Annotated in this window: 22 protein-coding genes; 12 read left to right on the forward strand and 10 right to left on the reverse strand. The window is 69.1% G+C overall.

The window, feature by feature from the left end; genetic code table 11:
• Positions 1-491, reverse strand: a 491-nt coding sequence (locus tag QOL99_RS05280) for a LysR family transcriptional regulator (RefSeq protein ID WP_285522055.1), incomplete at its 3' end; no start/stop codon positions are given.
• Positions 492-740: 249 nt separating this feature from the next.
• On the opposite strand from QOL99_RS05280, the gene aceE reads away from it, so the two are divergent.
• Positions 741-3,470: a pyruvate dehydrogenase (acetyl-transferring), homodimeric type gene (aceE, locus tag QOL99_RS05285; RefSeq protein WP_285522057.1), complete on the forward strand. Its 2,730-nt coding sequence runs from the start codon at positions 741-743 to the stop codon at positions 3,468-3,470.
• A gap of 84 nt (positions 3,471-3,554) precedes the next feature.
• A complete protein-coding gene (locus QOL99_RS05290; protein ID WP_285522058.1) occupies positions 3,555-5,447 on the forward strand; it encodes a 2-oxo acid dehydrogenase subunit E2 in 1,893 nt (630 codons plus the stop codon).
• Positions 5,448-5,654: 207 nt separating this feature from the next.
• Here QOL99_RS05290 and QOL99_RS05295 read toward each other — a convergent pair whose 3' ends face one another.
• Positions 5,655-6,200 carry a hypothetical protein gene (locus tag QOL99_RS05295; protein ID WP_285522059.1) on the reverse strand — a complete coding sequence of 182 codons (546 nt, stop codon included), beginning with the start codon at positions 6,198-6,200 and terminating at the stop codon, positions 5,655-5,657.
• A gap of 70 nt (positions 6,201-6,270) precedes the next feature.
• Positions 6,271-6,939, reverse strand: a complete 669-nt coding sequence (locus tag QOL99_RS05300; RefSeq protein WP_285522061.1) for an ankyrin repeat domain-containing protein — start codon at positions 6,937-6,939, stop codon at positions 6,271-6,273.
• Between the two features lie 143 nt (positions 6,940-7,082).
• Between QOL99_RS05300 and QOL99_RS05305 the strand changes: the two genes are divergently transcribed.
• Positions 7,083-7,880 carry a hypothetical protein gene (locus QOL99_RS05305; RefSeq protein WP_285522063.1) on the forward strand — a complete coding sequence of 266 codons (798 nt, stop codon included), beginning with the start codon at positions 7,083-7,085 and terminating at the stop codon, positions 7,878-7,880.
• A 210-nt stretch (positions 7,881-8,090) separates the two neighbouring features.
• On the opposite strand, the gene QOL99_RS05310 is transcribed toward QOL99_RS05305, so the two are convergent.
• Positions 8,091-9,272, reverse strand: coding sequence for an acetyl-CoA C-acetyltransferase (locus QOL99_RS05310; protein WP_285522065.1), 1,182 nt, complete (start codon positions 9,270-9,272; stop codon positions 8,091-8,093).
• Positions 9,273-9,350: 78 nt separating this feature from the next.
• On the opposite strand from QOL99_RS05310, the gene QOL99_RS05315 reads away from it, so the two are divergent.
• Entirely contained in the window at positions 9,351-9,791 is a 441-nt protein-coding gene (locus tag QOL99_RS05315; RefSeq protein WP_285522067.1) for an acyl-CoA thioesterase, read from the forward strand.
• 103 nt (positions 9,792-9,894) lie between these two features.
• Complete coding sequence (locus tag QOL99_RS05320) at positions 9,895-10,488, forward strand: DoxX family membrane protein (protein ID WP_285522069.1); 594 nt, start codon at positions 9,895-9,897, stop codon at positions 10,486-10,488.
• Between the two features lie 77 nt (positions 10,489-10,565).
• On the opposite strand, the gene QOL99_RS05325 is transcribed toward QOL99_RS05320, so the two are convergent.
• The 4 genes from QOL99_RS05325 to dcd all read right to left on the reverse strand — a co-directional run bounded on the left by QOL99_RS05325 (position 10,566) and on the right by dcd (position 12,525).
• Positions 10,566-10,940, reverse strand: coding sequence for a DoxX family protein (locus tag QOL99_RS05325; protein ID WP_285522070.1), 375 nt, complete (start codon positions 10,938-10,940; stop codon positions 10,566-10,568).
• 75 nt (positions 10,941-11,015) lie between these two features.
• Complete coding sequence (locus QOL99_RS05330; protein WP_285522071.1) at positions 11,016-11,237, reverse strand: hypothetical protein; 222 nt, start codon at positions 11,235-11,237, stop codon at positions 11,016-11,018.
• A 221-nt stretch (positions 11,238-11,458) separates the two neighbouring features.
• Positions 11,459-11,965: a GNAT family N-acetyltransferase gene (locus tag QOL99_RS05335; RefSeq protein ID WP_285522073.1), complete on the reverse strand. Its 507-nt coding sequence runs from the start codon at positions 11,963-11,965 to the stop codon at positions 11,459-11,461.
• A complete protein-coding gene (gene dcd / locus QOL99_RS05340; protein ID WP_285522074.1) occupies positions 11,962-12,525 on the reverse strand; it encodes a dCTP deaminase in 564 nt (187 codons plus the stop codon). Before dcd ends, QOL99_RS05335 begins: the two co-directional genes overlap by 4 nt.
• 41 nt (positions 12,526-12,566) lie before the next feature.
• Between dcd and QOL99_RS05345 the strand changes: the two genes are divergently transcribed.
• Positions 12,567-13,322 (forward strand): metallophosphoesterase family protein, encoded by a 756-nt coding sequence (locus QOL99_RS05345; protein WP_285522075.1) that lies wholly within the window; start codon positions 12,567-12,569, stop codon positions 13,320-13,322.
• Between the two features lie 63 nt (positions 13,323-13,385).
• On the opposite strand, the gene wrbA is transcribed toward QOL99_RS05345, so the two are convergent.
• Together wrbA and glpX are read right to left on the reverse strand one after the other, a co-directional pair.
• On the reverse strand, positions 13,386-13,988 hold the full coding sequence (gene wrbA / locus QOL99_RS05350) for an NAD(P)H:quinone oxidoreductase (protein ID WP_253581859.1): 603 nt from the start codon (positions 13,986-13,988) through the stop codon (positions 13,386-13,388).
• Between the two features lie 208 nt (positions 13,989-14,196).
• Positions 14,197-15,219 carry a class II fructose-bisphosphatase gene (gene glpX, locus QOL99_RS05355; RefSeq protein WP_285522080.1) on the reverse strand — a complete coding sequence of 341 codons (1,023 nt, stop codon included), beginning with the start codon at positions 15,217-15,219 and terminating at the stop codon, positions 14,197-14,199.
• A 278-nt stretch (positions 15,220-15,497) separates the two neighbouring features.
• On the opposite strand from glpX, the gene pgm reads away from it, so the two are divergent.
• The 6 genes from pgm (at position 15,498) to QOL99_RS05385 (ending at position 21,736) form a co-directional block, all read left to right on the forward strand.
• The gene (gene pgm / locus QOL99_RS05360) at positions 15,498-17,141 is read left to right on the forward strand and encodes a phosphoglucomutase (alpha-D-glucose-1,6-bisphosphate-dependent) (RefSeq protein ID WP_285522082.1); all 1,644 of its coding nucleotides are present in this window, start codon (positions 15,498-15,500) and stop codon (positions 17,139-17,141) included.
• Complete coding sequence (locus tag QOL99_RS05365; protein ID WP_285522084.1) at positions 17,138-17,599, forward strand: hypothetical protein; 462 nt, start codon at positions 17,138-17,140, stop codon at positions 17,597-17,599. Before pgm ends, QOL99_RS05365 begins: the two co-directional genes overlap by 4 nt.
• Positions 17,600-17,883: 284 nt before the next feature.
• The gene (gene rpsL, locus QOL99_RS05370) at positions 17,884-18,285 is read left to right on the forward strand and encodes a 30S ribosomal protein S12 (protein WP_285522089.1); all 402 of its coding nucleotides are present in this window, start codon (positions 17,884-17,886) and stop codon (positions 18,283-18,285) included.
• Positions 18,286-18,404: 119 nt separating this feature from the next.
• On the forward strand, positions 18,405-18,875 hold the full coding sequence (rpsG, locus tag QOL99_RS05375) for a 30S ribosomal protein S7 (RefSeq protein WP_285522086.1): 471 nt from the start codon (positions 18,405-18,407) through the stop codon (positions 18,873-18,875).
• Positions 18,876-19,109: 234 nt separating this feature from the next.
• Positions 19,110-21,203: an elongation factor G gene (gene fusA / locus QOL99_RS05380; protein ID WP_285522087.1), complete on the forward strand. Its 2,094-nt coding sequence runs from the start codon at positions 19,110-19,112 to the stop codon at positions 21,201-21,203.
• A 116-nt stretch (positions 21,204-21,319) separates the two neighbouring features.
• Positions 21,320-21,736, forward strand: coding sequence for a hypothetical protein (locus QOL99_RS05385; protein WP_285522088.1), 417 nt, complete (start codon positions 21,320-21,322; stop codon positions 21,734-21,736).
• Positions 21,737-21,974 lie beyond the last annotated feature (238 nt).

Genomic DNA, 21,974 nt, shown 5'->3' on the forward strand with positions numbered 1-21,974 from the left:
GGCTGCCGCCACAGCGGGCGCGAGGTGAGCTGCGGGTCGCGCACCGGCAGCAGCATCAGCCCCACGTCGATGGTCCCGCCGCGCAGCCCCGCCTCCTGCTCCTGGGCGGTGAGTTCGCGCAGGTCCACGCTGACCTCCGGGAAGCGGTCGCGGAAGACCCGCACGATCTCCGGCAATCCCCCGAAGGCCAGCCCGCTCACGAACCCCAGCGTCAGCCGCCCGACCTCGCCCCGCGCCGCCCGCCGTGCCCGCTCGACCGTCTGCGCGGCCCGCGCAAGCGTTTCGCGGGCGCCGACCAGAAACGCCTCCCCGGCGGGCGTGAGCTGCACCCGGCGGGTGGTCCGGCGCACCAGCGGCACGCCCACCTCGTCCTCCAGATTCTTGATGGAATTGCTCAGGGCCTGCTGCACCACGAAGACCCGCTCGGCGGCGCGGCCGAAGTGTCCCTCTTCCGCGAGGGCGACGAAGTGGCGGAGGTGTCGGAGTTCCATAGGGATTGGTGGCGTGCGGCCCGTGGAGAAAGGAAGGGAGAAGCCGTGGAGGTGCCTTTACCCCTCGCCCCTTGCGGGTGACTCGTAGAGCCGCGAAGCGGACTTGAAAAGCTCCGCAGGAGAGGGGCGCTGCGAAGCAGCGGGGTGAGGGGGCACGCCACAGGCTACACGCCTCCCACCACTCCCGGTGGTCAGTCCCTGCACTTTGCCCTGTTGGAAGCGGGCAATCGGGGGGCCTAGACTGGCGGCATGACCACATCGCCGCCGAACCGTCCCCCGCGCGTGGGATTGCCGCCGCAGGAGCGCGAGAAGCTCAACGAGGTCGAGAAGCAGGAGTGGCTCGACTCGCTCGCCTACGTCTTCGCCGACGCGGGCGACGACCGGGCCGCGCAACTGCTCGAAGACCTCGACCACTACGCCTACTTTCACGGGGCGCCGATTCAGTTCAAGCAGAACACGCCGTACATCAACACCATTGACGCCGAAGCGCAGCCCGAGTACCCCGGCGACGCCGAACTGGAGCGCAAGATCCGCAACGCGATCCGCTGGAACGCTGTGGCGATGGTGGTCAAGGCCAACAAGAAGTCCGACGGCATCGGCGGGCACCTCTCGACCTATGCCAGTAGCGCCGAGCTGCTGGAAGTCGGCTTCAACCACTTCTTCCGGGGGCACGGGGCCGGGCAGGACCGCGACCTGATCTTCTTCCAGGGCCACGCCAGCCCCGGCGTGTATGCACGTTCCTTTCTGGAGGGCCGCTTTGGCGAGGGCGACCTGAACCGCTTCCGCCGCGAGCTGAGCCGGGAGGGCCGGGGCCTGAGCAGCTACCCCCACCCCTGGCTGATGCCCGACTACTGGGAATTCCCGACCGTGAGCATGGGCCTCGGCCCCATCCAGGCGATCTATCAGGCGCGCTATATCAAGTACCTCGAAAACCGGGGACTGAAACCGAAGGGCAACGCGAAGGTCTGGGCCTTCCTGGGCGACGGCGAGATGGACGAGCCGCAGTCCACCGGGGCACTCAGATTCGCCGCCTACGAGAACCTCGACAACATCGTCTTCGTGCTCAACGCCAACCTCCAGCGCCTCGACGGGCCGGTGCGGGCCAACTCCAAGGTCATTCAGGAGTTCGAGGCGCTGTTCCGGGGGGCGGGCTGGAACGTCATCAAGGTGGTCTGGGACTCCAAGTGGGACGAGCTGCTGAGCCGGGACTACAACGGCACCATCGTCAAGCGCTTCGAGGCCCTGGTGGACGGCGAGTCGCAGCGGTATGCGGCCTTCGGCGGCAAGGAGCTGCGCGAGAAGTTCTTCAACACGCCCGAGCTTCAGGCGTTGATCGAGGGCTGGAGTGATGCCGACCTCGAACTGCTCAACCGGGGCGGGCACGACATCCACAAGATCTACGCCGCCTACGACCGCGCCGTGCGGCATGAGGGCAGTCCCACCGTGATCATCGCCCGCACGGTCAAGGGCTACGGCCTCGGCGAGACGGCGCAGGCCCGCAACGTGGCCCACCAGGTCAAGAAGCTGGAGTTCGACGCCCTCAAGACCCTGCGGACCCTGCTGGAACTCCCGCTCACCGACGAGCAGGTCGAGCACCTGGACTTCTACCACCCCGGTCCTGACAGTCCCGAAGTGAAGTACCTGCTGGAGCGGCGTCAGGCGCTCGGCGGCTTCGTCCCCGAGCGGATCGTGGACTACCCCCACCCCACCGTCCCCACCGGCGAGTTCTACGAGGAGTTCGCGGCGGGCAGCAAGGGCCGCGCGGTGAGCACCACCATGGCCGCCGTCCAGATCCTCAGCAAACTGCTGCGCGACAAGGAAGTCGGCAAGTACATCGTGCCCATCGTTCCCGACGAGGCCCGCACCTTCGGCATGGACGCGCTGGTGCCCCGCATCGGCATCTACTCGCCGCGTGGCCAGACCTACCAGCCCGTCGACTTCGGCTCGCTGATGGCCTACAAGGAGAGCACCGACGGGCAGATGCTCGAAGAGGGCATCACGGAAGACGGCGCGATGGCCTCGTGGATCGCGGCGGCGACCAGCTACGCGAACCACGGCGTGCCCACCATTCCCTTCTACGTCTTCTACTCCATGTTCGGGATGCAGCGCATCGGCGACCTCGTGTGGGCCGCCGCCGACCAGCGGGCACGCGGCTTCCTCTTCGGCGCGACGGCGGGGCGCACCACCCTGGCGGGTGAGGGGCTCCAGCACCAGGACGGCAACTCGCTGCTCCAGGCGTACGTCGTGCCCAACCTGAAGGTGTATGACCCGGCCTTCGCTTACGAACTCGCGGTGATCGTGGAGGCGGGCATCCAGCGGATGTACGTGGACGGGATCGACGAGTTCTACTACGTCACCATCGACAACGAGAACGAGGTGCAGCCGCCCATGCCGGAGGATGGCCGCTCACACGACGAGATTCGCGAGGGCATCCTCAAGGGGATGTACCGCTTCCAGAAGTCGGCCAACACGAAGGCCAAGCTCCGCGCCCAGCTCCTCGCCAGTGGTCCGGCGATGGGCGCGGCGCAGGAGGCCGTCACCCTGCTGGAGGGCTACGGCGTCGCCGCCGACGTGTGGTCGGTCACCAGCTACAAGGAACTGCATCAGGACGCCCTGCTGACCCAGCGGCACAACATGCTGCACCCGCAGGAGGAGCCGCGCTTGTCCTACGTGGCCTCGCAGCTCAGCAAGGACAACGCGCCCGGCGTGCTCGTCTCGGTCAGCGATTACGTGAAGCTGGGCGCCGACGGCCTGAACGGGCACCTCGACCGCAAGGTCTGGACGCTGGGCACCGACGGCTTCGGCCGCTCGGAGGCCCGCGAGGAACTGCGCGACTTCTTCGAGGTGGATGCCAAGCATGTCGTGCTGGCGACCCTGTACGCGCTGCAACGCGACGGCAAGGTGAAGGGGGACGTGGTGGCGAAGGCCATCGCCGACCTCGGCATCGACCCGGAACGCGAAGCGCCCGTCCTGCGTTAAGCCCCGGCTCTCAGCGCCGCGCCGCCAGCCGCCTCTGCTGACGGCCCAGCGCTGAGAGTCCCCTCAAGCCAAGGAGCGTGCAACATGGCGCAAGAACTGAAACTGCCCGACGTGGGCGACAACATCGAACAGGGGACCGTGGTGACGGTGCTGGTCAAGGCGGGCGACACGGTCGAGGAAGGCCAGCCCATCATCGAGATCGAGACTGACAAGGCGGTGGTCGAGGTTCCGGCCAGCGCGGGCGGCACCGTCGAGGCCGTCAACGTGAGCGTGGGCGACACTGTGCAGGTGGGCGGCGTGATTTTGACGCTGGGCGGCGGTGCCCCGGCTCCGGCGGGCAATGGTGGAGGCGATGACGCGCAGGGCGGGCAGACCCCCGTGCCCGCCACCCCCTCCGCCGAGCCGGACGCGCCGACGGTGGCGAGCGACCCTGACACCGCCAACCGGGTCGCGCAGGCGCAGATCGAGTCGCAGAAGGAACAGGCGGGAACGGGTGGGGGAGGCGAGGCGCCCGCCGCCAGCCCCCAGCTCCCAGCGGCCAGCAGCGGGGCGTCGGCGGGCGCTCAGGTCACCCTCCCCGACGTGGGCGACAACATCGAGCAGGGGACCGTGGTGACGGTCCTCGTCCAGCCGGGTGATCAGATCAGCGAGGGCCAGCCCGTCATCGAGATCGAGACGGACAAGGCCGTGGTGGAGGTCCCGTCGAACGCCTCGGGCACCGTCGAGAGTGTGGGCGTGAAGGTGGGCGACACCGTGAAGGTGGGCGGCGTGATTTTGACCCTGGGCGGAGGCGGGCAGGCTCCCGCCGCCAGCGCCCCGGCCCCCACCCCTTCTGCCGAACCGGACGCCCCCACCGTCGCGCCGCAGGCAGGGACCGCTGGCCGGGTCGCGCAGGCCCAGCAGGAGGCGCAGAAGGAGCAGGCCGGCAGCATGCCTTCCCCGGACAAGCGCACGCCCACCCAGTCGGCCCCCAGTCAGGCCCCCGGTGCCCAGCGGCCCTACGACACCCAGACCTACGACGGCCGCCCGGTCATCCCTGCCGCGCCCAGCGTGCGCCGCATGGCCCGCGAGATCGGGGTGGACATCCACGACGTTCACGGCACCGGAATTGCCGGGCGCATCAGCGAGGAGGACGTGCGGCAGGCGGCGGGAGGCGGCCAGCGGCCAGCAGCCAGTGCCGCCAGCCCCCAGCAGCCAGCGGCCAGCCCTTCGGCCCCCGCAGCAGCGGCTCCTGCTCCCGCTCAGAGCGCCCCCCTGCCCAACTTCGAGAAATGGGGCAGCGTGCGCCGCGAGGAGATGAGCGGCATCCGCAAGGCGACCATCCGCTCGATGACCGCCTCGTGGACGACCATTCCGATGGTCACCCACTTTGACAAGGCGGACGTGACCCGCATGGAGGAGACGCGCAGGCAGTTCGGGGCGCGGGTGGAGAAGGCGGGCGGCAAGCTCACCATGACCCACATCCTGATGAAGGTCGTGGCGAACGCCCTGCGCAAGTTCCCCAAGTTCGGGGCCAGCCTCGACCTCGGGGCGCAGCAGGTGGTCTACAAGGAGTACGTCAACCTCGGCGTGGCGGTGGACACGCCGCAGGGCCTGCTCGTGCCGGTCCTGAAAGACGCCGACCGCAAGAGCATCACCGAGATCGTGCTGGAGCTCGGCGAGCTGGCCGAAAAGGCCCGCGAGCGCAAGCTCAGCCCCGCCGAGATGCAGGGCGCGACCTTCACCATCTCCAACCTCGGCGGAATCGGGGGCACCGGCTTCACGCCCATCGTGAACAGCCCGGAGGTCGCCATCCTGGGCGTGTCGCGCGGCGGCATGGAACCGGTCTGGAACAAGGAGACGGGGAGCTTCGAGCCGCGCACCATGCTGCCCCTCTCGCTGACCTACGACCACCGCCTGATCGACGGCGCGGACGCGGCCCGCTTCCTGCGCTTCATCTGCGAGACGCTGGAAGACCCCTTCCTGATCAGTCTGTAACCGTCCGTCCGCAAGAGGAAAGCCCCCGCCGAGCGCTCGGCGGGGGCTCTGGTGTGCCAGAGGGCCCGTGCGGATTCTGTCTGTTTCGTTGGCAGGCCGGGACAGTATCGGTGTACCAATTCCATGCCCGGAACCCGTTTTCTTCCCTCCCGCTTCTCGCTCCGCTCGGATTGAACCACTCCGTCAACGGTTCGATCGGAGGCTGTATCAGCGGCCGTCCAGCTCGTCACGCAGTTCGGCAGGAGCGCCGGACGGCAGGTCGCCGGGTTGCTCGCCCACGTGCGGCACCGTTCGCTGGCTGGGGGGCACGTAGCCGGGGTTGGGGTTGGTGGCCCCGCCGAGGCGGTCCGCGTTCGTCGCCACGCTGGCGCTGACGCCCGCGTCCACGCCCGCCGGGATGACGCGGTCGAGCAGCGCCCCGTCGACACCGATGTCCGCGATCGTCTGCGCTCCGGCGAATTCGGGGGTCTCCAGCTCGTGGGCCATCGCCTCCGGGTTCCGGGTGGCGAGGTGGTCGAACTGGTGGGTCACGGCGGCGGGGTCGGTCGCGGGCAGGGTCACGCCCTTGCCCTCGTCGGCGCTCGCCACCCGGTCCTCGGTGGGCGTGGTGGTGTAGGCGCCCTGATGCGTGTCCTTGGGGTCGTGGGTCTGAAAGCCCGTGTGGGAATCCGGCTGTCCCGTCCGCTCGTTCACGGGCATCGGGGTCTGGCGCTGGAGCTCCTCGTCGGGGCGGCCGTCTCGGGGGTCGGTCATGGGCCCAGTGTCCGCCCGCGCCCCCGCTGTCCGCTATTCCGGCTTCCTTGAGGCTCGTGGGCAGGGGGGCTCATGGGGTGGGCCGGGTCAGCCGCCCGGCCAGCGCCGCGTGCCCCTCCTCGCGGGCGAGGTCCGCCGCGTCCTGCCCGTCTGCCGTGCGGGGCACCGGATCGGCCCCTGCCGCGAGCAGCACTTCCGTCAGTTCGGCATTGCCGTTTCGCGCTGCGGCCATCAGCGGAGTGAAGCCGTCCTCCCGTGGGGTGTTCACGTCCGCCCCCGCTGCGATCAGCCGCCGGGCCAGGGCCGTGTGGTTTCCGGCTGCCGCCGCCTGCAGGGGCCGCACCCGCACCGGGTTCTCGCTGGGACGGTTCACGTCCGCGCCGCGTGCCAGCAGTTCGGCGGCGGCCTCCTCGTGCCCGAACAGGGCGGCCAGCCCCAGCAGCGGGAAGCCGTCCGGGCTCAGGGCGTGCGCCGCCCCGGGGTCGGCGTCCAGATGCGCCCGCAGCGCCGCAAGCTGCCCGGTCGCCGCCGCCTCGTGGACGCCCAGCGGTGCGCCCGCCTCCAGCAGCAGACGCACGATCCGGGGCCTGCCGTAGTACGCCGCGAACAGCACCGGGGACAGGCCGCTGGGACTGCGGGCCGTCAAGAGCGGCGGCTCGGCCCCGATCAGCAGGCGGACCCCGTCCTCGTTGTTCGCGTGAATCGCCTGAAACAGCGCTGTCTGGGTGTCTGGGGTCATGGCGACAGGGTAAACGTCGGTGGCCCGGAGCCGGGAAGCCGACTGTGTATGCTCGGGCAGGATGCCGGGTCGGGACCGGCCCACAGAGGTCGGGCGCAGTCCCTCCCGGGTCCCGGGTGGCCGCCCGGCCCGGAAGGAGAACCATGATCGGTCGTTCGGACCATTTGCCCACCGCCCCACGTCCCGGGGACGCCGTCCCCCCCGCCAGCGAGGAGGTGGAGGTCCGGATTCCGGCGCGGCCGCTGGTGTTCGCCCTGGCGCTGGGGGTCGTGCTGGTCATCGCGGCCGGGTTGCTGGGGCAGCTCGGGCCACTGCTGATCCCCGGGTTCTTTCACCCGGAATTCTCGGCGGGCACGAACCTTTACGGCGAGTACAACGTCCCCTCCGCGTACAACGCCCTGCTGTTCTTGCTGGCCACGCTGCTGCTGTGGTTGACCGGCCGGGTGGCGCGGCGGCGGGGCGATCCCTTCGCCCGCACCTGGACCGGGCTGGCGGGTCTGTCCTTGTTCCTGACCCTAGATGAGTATTTCGCCCTGCACGACAAACTGGGAGCGCCCATCCGCGAGCTGCTGGGGGTGGGAGGCGTTCTGTACTACGCCTGGGTGATTCCCTACGGCCTGCTGGTCCTGGTGGTCGCGCTGCTGCTGGTGCGCTTCTTGCGCCACCTTCCTCCCGGCCTGCGGACCGCCCTGCTGCTGGCGGGCGGCCTGTACGTGATGGGAGCGCTGGGGCTGGAACTCTTCGAGGCCCGGATCGAGGCAGGCGCGGGGGAAGCGGGCCTGGACCGGGCCGCGCAGGTCAGCATGGCCCTCCTGATCGGCGCCGAGGAACTGCTGGAGATGTCGGCCCTGGTCCTCCTGATCGCCGCGCTGCTGGGGCATCTGCGCCGGACCGCGCCGGGGCTGGCCCTGCGGCTGCGGCTCAGCGGCCCCGACCAGTAGGCAAGCAGCGCCCGGTGGGGCGGCCAGGCGGGGCGGAGGCAGGCCGGACGTGGCCCCTCCGCCCCGCTCGCGTCACGGGAACAGGAGGGCCCGGTCCACGCCGTTCTCGACCCGGAAAGTGCTGCTTGGCCCCCCTTCCTCCCGGAACCTGCCTGTGGTTTCCCACCCTGCTCAGGTGGAACAGCTGGGGTCAGTGTTCTGGAATCCGTCTCAGGCCCGCGCCCGCACCACCATCGCAATGCCCATGCCGCCGCCGATGCACAGGCTGGCGACGCCGGTTTCCTTGCCCTCGCGGCGCAGGGAGTGAATCAGGGTCACGAGGACGCGGGCGCCCGACGCCCCGATGGGGTGCCCCAGCGCGATCGCCCCGCCCGTGGGGTTGACCCTGGCCGGGTCCACGCCGAGGTCGTGCAGCACCGCGAGGCTCTGGGCGGCGAACGCCTCGTTCAGTTCGAACAGGTCCACGTCCCCTACGCCCATCCCGGCCCGCTCCAGCGCGACAGGCACCGCCTTTGCCGGGCCGATGCCCATGATCGCCGGGTCCACCCCGACCGCCGCGTAGCTGGCAATCTCGGCCAGGACCGGCAGGCCGTTCGCCTGCGCGTAGCCCTCGGTGGTCACGGCCAGCATCGCCGCGCCGTCGTTGATGCCGCTGGCGTTTCCGGCGGTGACGGTGCCGCCCTTCTTGAACGCGGGTTTCAGTCTCGCCAGGGCTTCCAGACTGGTGGGGCGGGGGTACTCGTCCTTCTCGAAGAGGGTCGGCCCCTTGCGGCCCGGCACCTCGACGGGGACGATCTCGGCGTCGAAGTGGCCCTCCTGCACCGCGCGGGCGGCCCGCTCCTGACTGTCCAGGGCAAAGGCGTCCTGCTCCTCGCGCGAGAGGTTCCACGCCTCGGCGACGTTCTCGGCCGTCATGCCCATGTGGTAGTCGTGGAACACGTCGGTCAGGCCGTCCGAGAGGACCGAGTCGAGCGCCTGCGCGTGCCCCAGTCGGTAGCCCTGCCGGGCGCGGGGCAGCAGGAAGGGCGCCCCGCTCATGCTCTCGGTGCCGCCCGCGAGGTAGAGCCTGCCGTCGCCGGACTTCAGCCCCTGCACGGCGCTCACGACCGCCTGCAGGCCCGAACCGCAGACCCGGTTGACCGTCTGACCCGGCACGTGGTGCGGCAGTCCCGACCCGACCGCGATCTGCCGCCCCACGTTCATGCCCTGCCCGGCTTGCAGCACGTTGCCGACGATCACGTCCGCGACCTCGTCCGGGTTCACGCCCTGCAAGATCGCCCGCGTCGCCGTCACGCCGAGGTCCGCCGCCGACACGTCCGCGAGGGTGCCCAGAAAGCTGCCGATGGGCGTGCGCCGCGCCGCCGTAATGACCAGAGTGTCTGCCTTGCTCATGGGGGCAATCTAACGTGGGGGCGTCACGGCGCGGGTCGGCTGTCCCTGGGGCAGGAACGCCCGCGTTAGGCTGCCCGCATGACCCGCCCCACCCCGCAGGCCCGCGCCGACTATCCCCACCACCACCCCCTGCCGACCCGCTGGGCCGACAACGACATGTACGGGCACGTCAACAACGTCACCTATTACGCGTATTTCGACACCGCCGTGAACGCCTATCTGGCCGCGCGGGGAGCGCTCGACCTGCACTCGGGGGCCGTGATCGGCCTCGTCGTGGAGACGGGCTGCGTCTTTTTCGCTCCGGCGGCCTTTCCGGAACTGCTCAGCGTCGGCGTGCGTGTGGCGCACCTGGGCCGCAGCAGCGTGCGCTATGAGCTGGCGGTTTTCCGGGAAGGAGAGGACGTGGCCTGTGCCCAGGGCCAGTTCGTGCACGTGTATGTGAGCCGGGCGACGCGGCGGCCCGTGTCCCTGCCCCCCGAGTTGCGGGCAGCCCTGGAGCCCCTCTGCGCCGGGACGTAATGACCCCGTAATAGGGGTGGGCGACCCTGTCCATACAGGTTGGCTCCGAATCCGCCAGCCTCACCGGCAAGCCGACCCTCTCCCCGGTTTCAGGAGGACGTTCATGACCGCCCAGGCACCCGCCCCTACCCGCATCGTGACCGAGCCCGGCATCTCGCAGCTTCTCTTCGCCGACACCCGCCTCGCCCCTCTGTGGGCCCTGCTGCGCGTCTACGTGGGCTGGCAGTGGCTCCAGGCAGGCTGGCACAAGGTGACCGATCCCGCCTGGGTCGGCCCGCAGGCCGGAACCGCCGTGACGGGCTTCTTGCAAGGCGCCCTGGCCAAGACCACCGGCGAGCGGCCCTCGGTCTCGGGCTGGTACGGCTCCTTTATCGAGAACTTCGCCCTGCCCAACGCGACCCTGTTTTCCTACCTCGTCGCTTTCGGTGAGGTGGCCGTGGGCATCGCGCTGGTCCTGGGCCTGCTGACCGGCGTCGCCGCCTTTTTCGGCGGACTGATGAACGCCAACTTCCTGTTCGCCGGAACGCTCTCGACCAACCCGCTGCTGTTCATCCTGGCGACCTGGCTGGTGCTGGCCTGGCGGGTGGCCGGATGGTGGGGTCTGGACCGCTGGGTCCTGCCGAAACTCGGGGTGGTCAGTGTCCCCAGGCGCGGGGTCCGTGACGCGCACCTGCCCCAGCCTCCGCGCACCGTGTAATCCCCTCCAGCACCACCGCCCACCCGCAGCCGGGGTGGGCGGTTTCCCTGTGGCGTCCCTGTGGCGGTCAGGGACGGTCAGCGCCGCCCGGCCCGCCAGACCGCCCACATCAGCAGCGGCTGGAGGGGCAGGCGTGCCCACAGCGCCCACCCTGGCAGGGGGAAGCGCTCCGGGTGCTGCGCCATATGGACATTCGCCGGAAAGACGGCGACCAGCAGCGCGAGCAGACCCCAGCGGGCCGCGGGCCGGGTCGCCGGATGCAGCAGCCCCAGCCCGCCCGCGACCTCCGCCGCGCCGCTGAGCAGGGTGGCAGTTCGGGCAGAAAAGGGCAGCCCCGGCGGCACGATGCGGTCGAAGGGCTCCGGCCGCACGACATGCAGCACCCCCGCCCCGACGAACAGGGCCGCGAGAACCAACACGCCGGGAGCGGGGCGGCGGGATTCGGTGGTCATGGGGGTCCTCCTGACACGGCACGAGAAGGGCCGGGCATGACGCCCGGCCCTCCTTCGTCGGCGCTGGCGCTGTGCTCAGCCCTGGTTGCTCGCGGGGACGCTGCGGGCTTCCTCCACGTCCTTGGACTCCTTGTGGCCGTCGTGCTCGGTGTTGCGGGCCGCGTTCGCCTCGCGGTCGTTGGCGCCCTTGAAGGAAGGCTTGTCGTCGTGCTCGATGTCGTGCACTTCCTGCTTGTTGCGCTCGTACTGCCCGGGCTGGCTGGTGTGTCCCTTGTTCTTGTCGTCTTTGTCCGGCATGGGTTGAGCCTGACAGGCCAGCCAGGGGGCAGACCGCAGAAAAGCTCAAGCCGGGTTTAGAGATGGCGCGGTCCGGGCGTGTGGCCTCATATGGATTCCGGATACTCCGTTACAGCCCCTCCGCTCCGCTGCGGTGCTTCCACTCCTATCCGTCATCCTCTTTCCTTCTCCCTCCGGTCGGGATTCACAGTTCTTCCATAGCTGTTCATCCGGAATCCGTATCACTCCGGCGCGACGTAGACGTGCAAGGAGGCGTCCGTCCCCTGCGCGATCTGCCACGCGTCGGGCACGGTGGCAATCCTCTGCCAGCCCAGCCGGTCGTATAGGGCGACGGCATTCAGGGACGCCGTGTCCACGTCGAGGGCGGCCCGCAGGCCCAGCCACCGCGCCTCCTCGCGGGCGGTATTCAGCAGCGCCGCTCCCACCCCCGTTCCCCGCGCGGCGGGCACCACGAAGAGCCGCGCCGCGAAAGCCAGCCCGTCCACCTGGAGTCCGGTCGCCACCATCGCTGCCTGCGCCGTGGCATCGGCGGGCGGGGGACGCAGGAGGACATGGCCGCTGACCTCGCCGTCCGGTGCAGCGGCCACCCACGCCCCCAGCAGTCCGGCAGGCTGGAACCACGCGGCCGGGTCGGCGGGCCAGCGCCGGGGGTAGCGTTCCGCCTCGTGGACCGCCCGCAGCGCCCGCTCCAGCGCGGCAAGGTCCGCCGGGGTGCGCGGGCGAATCACAGCCGGGGCAGGGTCACACCTTGCTGACCCTGGTATTTTCCGCCCCGGTCCCCATACGTCACTTCCGGCCGCTCACCTTCAAAGAAGAGAAGCTGCACACATCCTTCAAAGGCGTACATCTTGGCGGGAAGAGGTGTGGTGTTGGAAAACTCCAGCGTGACGTGACCTTCCCAGCCTGGCTCTAAAGGCGTCACGTTTGCCACGATGCCTACACGTGCATACGTACTTTTTCCCAGAGCCACGACCATAACATTCTCTGGGATTTTCATGTATTCCACGCTGCGGGCCAGGACAAACGAGTTCGGCGGAATGATGATCTCCGGCGCGGTGATGTCGATAAAGGCCCGCTCGTCGAATGCCTTGGGGTCCACGATGGTGTTGCCGTGCGCGTTGGTAAACACCTTCCACTCGTCGGCGCAGCGCAGGTCGTACCCGAAGCTGCTCAGGCCGTAGCTGATCACGTGTCCCTGCTCGGCGGTGCGGACCAGCCGGTCCTCGAAGGGCTCGATCATGCCCGCGTGGGCCAGCTCGCGGATGCGCCAGTCGGGAAGGATGCTCATGGGCCGCATGCTAGCGGGCCGGGGCGGGGTAGCCTGCGCGGGTGAGGCTGGCCATTCTCAGCGACGTTCATGGCAATGCCCCCGCGCTGGAGGCGGTGCTGCGCGAGCTGCGGGCCGAGTCGCCCGACCTCGTAGTCAACCTGGGCGATCAGGTGGAGGGCTCTGCGAATCCCGCCCGCGCCGCCGACCTCCAGCACGAGCTGGCGCGGGCCGGGGCGCTGGAGGTGCGCGGCAACAACGAGGAAAAGTTCTGGCCGGGCGGTCGCCGCTCGCCCCTCGCACGGGCTTACGGGGACTGGCTGGAGACGCAACTGGACGCGGCGACGAGGGCGCGGCTGGCGTCCCTGCCCCTGACCGCCTGCACGCCGGACGGCCGCGTATTCGCCTGCCACGGCACGCCGGAAAGCGCCTGGGACAGCCTGCTGTGGGTCTGGCAATCGGACCCGGCGGGCGGGGGCTTTTACCGTGCCCGCGAGCCCCGCGAATTAGGTGCTCTCGTTGAGCCGTTGGGCGCGGAAGTCGTCCTGTGCGGCCATACCCACCGTCCCGGCGCGACGCGGGTGGGGGACACGCTGGTCGTCAACGCGGGCGCAGTCAGCGATCAGGTGGACGGCGACCCCCGCGCCCGCTGGACTCTGTTGGAGTGCCGCCGGGGGCATTGGACCGCAGGCTTTCGCGCCGTGCCCTACGACATCGAGGCGGCCGTGCGTTGGTCGCAGACCCACAGCCCCTTCTGGGAGGGCGAAGCCGCCCTGCTCCGCTCGGGCACGTTCGATGTGCGCGGGGACGGAGGATAGTCCCCCACCGTCCACACAAAAAACCTCCCCGGTCCGCGGACGGGGGAGGCAGTCGGGTGAGGCTCAGCCCTTGAGCTTGCGGGTCACCTCGACCTGACGCCGGGCCTGGTGGCGGATGCTGGCCTTGTCCTCCTCGCTCAGCGGCTGGCCGTTGGCGGTCACGCTGGCGCCGTAGGGGTTGCCGCCCGAGGCGAAGATCGCGGGGTCGGTGTAGCCGGGCGGCACGATAATCGCGCCCCAGTGCGCGGCCATAACGTACAGCGTCTGGATGGTGGTTTCCTGCCCGCCGTTGGGGTTCTGGGCGCTCGTCATCACGCTGAAGGTCTTGTCGGCCAAGGCCCCCGAGGCCCACAGCCCGCCCAGCGTGTCGATAAAGACCCGCAGTTGGCTCGCGGAGCCGCCCCAGCGGGTGGGCGTGCTGATCAGGATGGCATCGGTGTTCTGCATGTCGTCGGGAGTCGCTTCGGGGATGTGCGCGGTGCGCTCCTGCTGCGCCTTCCACGCCTCCTGGCTGTCCACCACGCTCTGGGGCGCGGTCTCGCGGGCCTTGACCAGCCGCACCTCGGCCCCGGCCTCACGGGCCGCCTCGGCCGCCACTTCCGCCATCTGGTAGTTGGTGCCGTAGGTCGAGTAGTAGAGAATCGTCATCCGCACAGGGTTCGTCATGGCTTCACCCTACTCCCCCCAGCCAAATAGTTCAACATTAAGCGATTCATTACCCGATTCGCTGGCCGGATAGGTCATATGAATTCCGGTTGAACAGTTATGTAAGAACTGCAAACCCGACTGGAAGGAGAAGGAAAAACGGTGACGGAGAGGAGTGGAAGCACCGAAGCGAAGCGGAGGGGCTGTAACGGAGTATCCGGAATCCGTATCAGACGCGGATGGTGACGCGGGCCGAGTCGTCTTCGAGGTGCACCGTGTCGATAAAGCGCACCACGCGGGTGGCGTAGCCCATCACCAGCGTGTGCGTGCGGGCGCCGCCGCCGAAGCGCCGCACCCCGCTGAGCAGTTCGCCGTAGGTGATGCCGGTCGCGGAAAAGACGATCTGCCCCCCCGGCGCGAGTTCGTCGGTGCGGTAGACCTTCTTCTCGTCCACGCCCATCTGCGCGAACCGCTCGCGCATGGCGTCGTCCTCGGCGATGAAGCGGCCCTGGATTTCCGCGCCCAGACATTTCATCGCCGCCGCCGAGAGCACGCCTTCAGGAGCGCCACCCGACCCCATCAGCGCGTGGACCCCGGTGCCGCGCACGCCCACGGCGAGGCTGGCGACCACGTCCCCGTCCCCGATCAGCTTCACGCGGGCGCCCGCCGCCCGGACCTTGCGAATCAGGTCGGCGTGCCGCTCGCGGTCGAGGATGGTGACGAGCAGGTCCTCCACGTCGCGTTCCAGGCTCTGCGCGAGCACGGCAAGGTTGGCCTCCACCGGCCAGTCGAGGTGCACCCGTCCGGCGGCGGGGGGCGGCACGACCAGCTTGTCCATGTAGCAGTCGGGCGCGTGCATCAGGCCGCCCCGCTCGGAGAGGGCGATCACGGCCAGCCCGTTGGGAAGGCCCTTGGCCGTGACATTGGTGCCCTCGACCGGGTCCACCGCGATGTCCACCTCGTGCTGCCCACGCCCCAGCTCCTCGCCGATGTACAGCATCGGGGCCTCGTCCATCTCGCCTTCCCCGATCACCACCCGGCCCCGGATGTCCAGCGAGTTCAGCAGTTCGCGCATGGCCTCGGTGCCCGCGCCGTCCACCGCGTTCTTGTCGCCCATACCGACCCAGCGGCTCGCGGCCAGCGCCGCGCCCTCGGTGACCCGCGCGGTTTCCAGCACCAACGCATGCTCGAAACTGTTTGCCCGGCCCGGCCCCGGTTGGGTGCCCGCCTGCCCCTTCTGCTTGCCCGTCATGGCTGGACGCTAACACGCCCGCACCGAAAACCCGCCTCGGGAGCGGTTCCAGATCCGGCGAGGCCCCTCAGCGCAGCACGCCCAGCCACACCAGCAGCAGCCACAGCAGCACCGGGACCGCCAGCGAGCCGACAATCAGTTTCAGCAGCCGCCACCAGTCGTTCAGGAACTCGCGCATGGGGCGAGGGTAGCAGGGGGGGGGAGAGGGGGTGTGCGCCAAGATTCACCCTGCGCCCGGCTCAGGCTCCGGCGGCAGGAGGGTGCTTACACTGCGGAACATGACCCTCCACGACCTCGCCGGGCAGCCCGCGCCGCCCTCCCTGCTTACCAACATCCCGCGTCTGGTGGCCCACTACTACGAGACCCGGCCCGACCCCGCGCAGCTCTCGCAGCGTGTCTCCTTCGGCACCAGCGGGCACCGGGGCACCTCCCTGAACGGTTCTTTCAACGAGGCGCACATCCTCGCCGTCTCGCAGGCCGTCGCGGAGCACCGGGCGTCAGCGGGCATCTCCGGGCCGCTGTACCTGGGGCTGGACACGCACGCCCTCAGCGAACCCGCCTGGATGACGGCCCTGCAAGTCCTGGTCGCCAACGGGGTGCGCGTGCGTGCCCAGCCGGGTTTCTTCACGCCCACGCCGCTGATCAGCCACGCGGTCCTGAGCCACACCCGCGCCGGACAGGGCGGAATGGCCGACGGCATCGTCATCACGCCCAGCCACAACCCCCCGCAGGACGGCGGCTTCAAGTACAACCCCCCTTCGGGTGGTCCGGCCGACACCGACGTGACGAAGGGGGTGCAGGCACGGGCCAACGCCCTGCTGGAGGGAGGACTGCGGGACGTGCGGCGGGTGGGCCTCGATGACGCCCTCGCCGCGCTGGAGCCGTTCGACTTCGTGGCCCCCTACGTGGCTGAGCTGGATCAGGTGGTGGACCTCGCCGCCATCCGGGGAAGCGGGGTGCGGCTGGGCGTGGACCCGCTGGGCGGCGCCAGCCTGCCTGTCTGGGAGGCCATCCGGGACGCGCACGGCCTGAACCTCACCATCGTGAACGGGGCGGTGGACCCCCGCTTCGCCTTTATGCCGGTGGACCGCGACGGCAAGATCCGGATGGACTGCTCCAGCCCCTACGCGATGGCCGGGCTGCTGCGCCTCAAGGACGACTTTGACGTGGCCGTGGGCAACGACCCCGACGCCGACCGCCACGGCATCGTGACCGGTGACGGGCTGATGAACCCGAACCATTACCTCGCCGTGATGATCGACTACCTGTTCCAGCACCGCCCCGGCTGGAGCGCGGGCGCGGGCGTCGGCAAGACGCTGGTGTCGAGTGCGCTGATCGACCGGGTGGCGGCGGGCCTGGGACGGCGGCTGGTGGAGGTCCCGGTGGGCTTCAAGTACTTCGTGGACGGCCTGCTGACCGGGTCGCTGGGCTTCGGGGGAGAGGAGAGCGCGGGCGCGAGCTTCCTGCGGCTGGACGGCGGCGCGTGGAGCACCGACAAGGACGGCCTCATCCCCGGCCTGCTCGCCGCCGAGATCACGGCGAAGACGGGACAGACGCCCTCGCAGCGCTTCGCGGCCCTGACCGAGCAGTACGGCGAAACCGCCTACGACCGTCAGGACGCGCCCGCCAACGCCGCCCAGAAGGGGGTGCTGTCGAACCTCCGCCCCGAGGGGGTCACGGCGTCCACCCTGGCAGGCGACCCCATCACCGCCAAGCTGACCCGCGCCCCCGGCAACGGCGAACCCATCGGCGGCCTGAAGGTGACGACCGAGCGGGCGTGGTTCGCCGCCCGGCCCAGCGGCACCGAGGACGTGTACAAGATCTACGCCGAGAGTTTCGGGGGCGAGGACCATCTGCGGCAGGTCATGGCCGAGGCCCGCGAGGTCGTGGCCGCTGCCTTCCGAGCCGGGGGTGCCGAATGAGCCTGACCGAAGGACACACTGCCATCACCCGCGCGGAGATCACCGGAGTCGAGTTCGACTGGTTCGCCGCCGACCAAGGGGGCCGCATCGGGCAGTTCCTGGCGGCGGGTGATCCCCACGTCCCTGCCGCCGCGCTGGCCTCCGAGGAGCTGCTCGAGGCCCTGCACGTCTGGATCGACACCCGCCCCGAGCGTGAGGAGGCCAACGCGCTCGCGGGCGGCTTCGACGAGCATCTCACCCCGCCCCAGCGCCGGGGGGCCTACGTCTATGACCATGTGCCCGGCGAGCCTGGCGTGTACCGGCTGGTGGCCGCGCCGCGTCAACCGCTGCACGTCTCTGAGCTGCCGGACCACCTCCAGACCTACCTCGCGGGCCTGACCTTGCCCGTCCCCCTGGGCACGCCCCGCCTGTGGATCGACGAGGATGGCGGCGCGGAGGAGCGCCCGGCCGGGAGCTGAGCTGGCGCGGCGCGGGTGCCCCGTCCTTGCGCCCCTGCCGCACCAAGCGGTATGCTGCTCCGGTTGACAACGGCCCGGTTCAGGGTTGCACCAGGGACGTTGTTCGGCACGCGCGGTTCCTGGGCCGATGCTGACGGCTTTCAGCGGCGTTCCGCGTCGATCACCTCGGCTGTTTCAGGTCAACCCGTCCCCGCTCCCGCCTTCCCCCTCCGGGGAGGGTGTGTGGGTGGGACCATCTGCACGACGTGTGGCAAAACACCGTGCCCAGTAAGGAGTGATTCACCCTGCCTACCACCCAGCAACTGCTCCGCAAGGGGCGTTCCACCCTGCAGAAGAAGAGCAAGGTCCCGGCCCTCAAGGGCAGCCCCTTCCGCCGCGGCGTCTGCACGGTCGTGAAGACCACCACCCCCAGGAAGCCCAACTCGGCGCTGCGCAAGATCGCCCGTGTGCGCCTCAGCAGCCAGTTCGAGGTCACGGCCTATATCCCCGGTGAGGGCCACAACCTGCAGGAGCACTCGGTCGTGCTGATTCGCGGCGGCCGTGTCAAGGACCTGCCCGGTGTGCGCTACCACATCGTGCGCGGGACCCTCGACACCCAGGGCGTCAAGGACCGCAACAAGAGCCGCTCCAAGTACGGCACCAAGAAGCCCAAGGCGGGCGCGGCCGCTGGCGCGAAGAAGAAGTAAGCCCCCGGAAGTAAGGGGCGGGGCCGTCTCTCCGGAATGCTTCCTTCCCTTCCCGTAGGCCACCGGGCCAGCTCCAAGTGGGCTGAGCCGTTCCCGAGTCTGAGTTTCAAGGAGTCAACATGGCACGTCGCCGCAGAGCAGAAGTGCGCCCCGTTCAGCCCGACCTGGTGTATCAGGACGTGCTGGTGAGCGCGATGATCAACCGCATCATGGAAGACGGCAAGAAGAACCTCGCCTCGCGCATTTTCTACGGAGCTTGCCGCCTCGTACAGGAGCGCACCGGCCAGGAGCCTCTCAAGGTCTTCAAGCAGGCGTTCGACAACGTCAAACCCCGCGTCGAGGTTCGCAGCCGCCGCGTCGGTGGGTCCACCTACCAGGTGCCCGTCGAGGTCAGCGCCCGCCGTCAGCAGAGCCTGACCCTGCGCTGGATGCTCGCGGCCGTCGACGGTCGCCCCGAGCGCACCGCCATCGAGCGCCTCGCGGGCGAGATCATGGACGCCGCGCAGGGCCGGGGCGGGTCCATCAAGAAGAAGGACGACATCGAGCGCATGGCGGAAGCCAACCGCGCTTACGCGCACTACCGCTGGTAATTCCCGGCCTTCGGGCCCGAGCGGAGCGAGAAGGGAAAGAGGCAGGCTCCTTGCGATGAACATCAGGCGGCGTTTTCCGGCTTGGTGTGGAGTGGAACGGAGCCTGCCGGGCCGGAACCTCCGGTACCCCTGACCGGACAGCGGTCCCCATGCCGTCTGTCCCGTTTCGCTGGAGAAACCCGGCAGCGGACCTTACGGTGACGGCACACGTCACCCCGGACAATAGGGAGTCCTATGACCACCAAAGCGCAGAGCTACCTCACGCATTTCCGCAATATCGGGATTGCCGCGCACATCGACGCGGGCAAGACCACCACCACCGAGCGCATCCTGTTTTTCACCGGGCGCAACCGCAACATCGGCGAGGTGCACGACGGCGCCGCGACGATGGACTGGATGGAGCAGGAACGCGAGCGCGGCATTACCATCACCGCCGCCGCCACCACTGCCAAGTGGACCCGCTCGGGCACTGATGACGAGTACGTCGTCAACATCATCGACACGCCCGGCCACGTGGACTTCACCATCGAAGTGGAGCGTTCCATGCGCGTGCTTGACGGCGCGGTCGCGGTGTTCGACTCCTCGCAGGGCGTCGAGCCCCAGAGCGAGACGGTGTGGCGTCAGGCCGACCGCTACGGGGTGCCCCGCATCGCCTTTTCCAACAAGATGGACAAGACGGGCGCCTCCTTCGACCTCGTGGTGAACGACATCCGCGAGCGCCTCGGCGCGATTCCGGCCCCGGTGCAGTACCCGATGGGCCAGGAAAACGAGTTTAGAGGCATCATCGACATCATCCGGATGCAGTCGCACACCTTCACCAACGACCTCGGTACCGAAATCACCGTCGGTGACGTGCCCGAGGAGTACATGGGCAAGGTGCGCGAGATGCGCCAGCAGCTGATCGAGGCGGCCGCCGAGGTCGACGAAGACCTGATGCTGATGTACCTCGAAGGTGAGGAACCCAGCCCCGAGCAGCTTGTGGCGGCGATTCGCAAGGGCACGATCGAGAAGCGCATCTTCCCGGTGCTGTGCGGCTCCTCCCTGAAGAACAAGGGCGTGCAGCTTCTGCTCGACGCGGTGATCGACTACCTGCCCAGCCCGCTGGAAGTGCCTGCCATTCGCGGCACGGCCGAGGACGGCGAGACGGTCATCGAGTACCCGGCCGACCCCGAGGGCAAGCTCGCGGCGCTGGCGTTCAAGATCATGGCCGACCCCTACGTGGGCCGCCTGACCTTCGTGCGCATCTACTCGGGCACCCTCCAGAGCGGATCGTACGTGTACAACGCCTCCAAGGAGAAGCGCGAGCGCGTGGGCCGTCTGCTGAAGATGCACGCCAACAGCCGCGAGGAAGTCACCGAGCTCAAGGCCGGGGAACTCGGCGCCGTGATCGGCCTCAAGGACGCGGGCACCGGCAACACCCTGATCGGCGACGGCGACGACCGTGTGCTGCTCGAGTCCATCGACGTGCCTGAGCCTGTCATCAAGCTCGCCATCGAGCCCAAGACCAAGGCCGACCAGGAAAAGATGGGCATCGGCCTGCAAAAGCTCGCGGAAGAAGACCCCACCTTCAAGGTGGAGTCCGATCAGGAGAGCGGCCAGACCACCATCGCCGGGATGGGCGAGCTGCACCTCGAGATTCTGGTGGACCGCCTGAAGCGCGAGTACAAGGTTGAGGCCAACGTGGGCGCCCCGCAGGTGGCCTACCGCGAGACCATCACCAAGCAGGTCGAGGTGGACAGCAAGTTCGCCCGCCAGTCCGGTGGTCGCGGGCAGTACGGCCACGTCAAGCTGCGCGTCGAGCCGCTGGAACCCGGCGCGGGCTTCATCTTCGAGAACGCCGTCGTGGGCGGCACCGTGCCCAAGGAGTACATCGGGCCAGCCCAGAAGGGTATCGAAGAAGCCATGCAGAGCGGCCCCATGCTGGGCTTCCCCGTCGTGGACCTCAAGGTCACCATCTATGACGGCAGCTACCACGAGGTCGACTCCAGCGAGATGGCGTTCAAGATCGCGGGCAGCATGGGCCTCAAGGAAGCCGTCCAGAAGGGCAGCCCCGCGATTCTCGAGCCTGTGATGCGTGTCGAGGTCACCACCCCTGAGGACTACATGGGCGACATCATCGGCGACCTGAACAGCCGCCGTGGCCAGATTCAGGGCATGGAAGCCCGTGGCAACGCGCAGATCGTGAAGGCCTTCGTGCCCCTCTCCGAGATGTTCGGCTACGCCACCGACATGCGTTCCAAGACCCAGGGCCGTGCCAGCTACTCGATGTTCTTCGACCACTACACCCAGGTGCCGAACAACCTCGCGCAGCAGCTGATGAAAAAGTAAGACCCCTGGCCCCCCGGCGGGGCTGGACAGGGAGGAGCGTTCCTGCGGGGACGCTCCTTTATTGTTGGGTGGGGGGGTGAGCTGGCAGACCCTGGCCGATGCTCTAGCCTGCGCCCATGAGTGTGCCCACCCCCTCTCCGGCTGCCCGCCCCGCCCGCCTGGGTCTGTTGACCACGCCCCTGCTGATTGGCCTGATCTACAACGCCGTCTCGCTGCTGACCCTGCCCTTTTCCGGCCCAACCATCCGGCAGGTGCTGGCCGATCTTCCCGCCGTGACGGGGGCTCCCGCGCTCCAGATCAGTGAGGCGCAAATTCAAACGGTGCTGTGGCTGTCGTTCGCGCTGACCTCCGCACTGGTGCTGTGGCTGTATGCCACCCGGCGGGCCGTGCTGGGAGGCCAGCGCTGGGGTTGGGTGTCGACCCTGGTGATCGCGGTGCTGAGCCTGCTGGTCTTTCCCTTCGGCACGGTGCTGGGGCTGGTCATGCTGTTCGGCCTCTTCGACCGCGAGGTGCAGAGGTACCTGGGGCGCTAGGGCAGGCGAGTGAACACGGGACTTGCGGCCCAGGCTCAGATTGGGTACCCTGACAAGTCGGTGCGCCCGGGGCTCAGGCTTCAGCGCAACGTGCCAGCAAGGCGGGACACTGCCCTGGCGGGAATCAACCCAATGTGGGAGTACGCCCACAGGCCCGATCAAAGGGTCACTTTGGCGTGCCCACCCACCGCTTGGAGGACATGATCATGGCAAAAGGAACGTTTGAGCGGACGAAGCC

This window comes from Deinococcus rhizophilus (assembly GCF_030271215.1).
GTDB lineage: Bacteria > Deinococcota > Deinococci > Deinococcales > Deinococcaceae > Deinococcus > Deinococcus rhizophilus.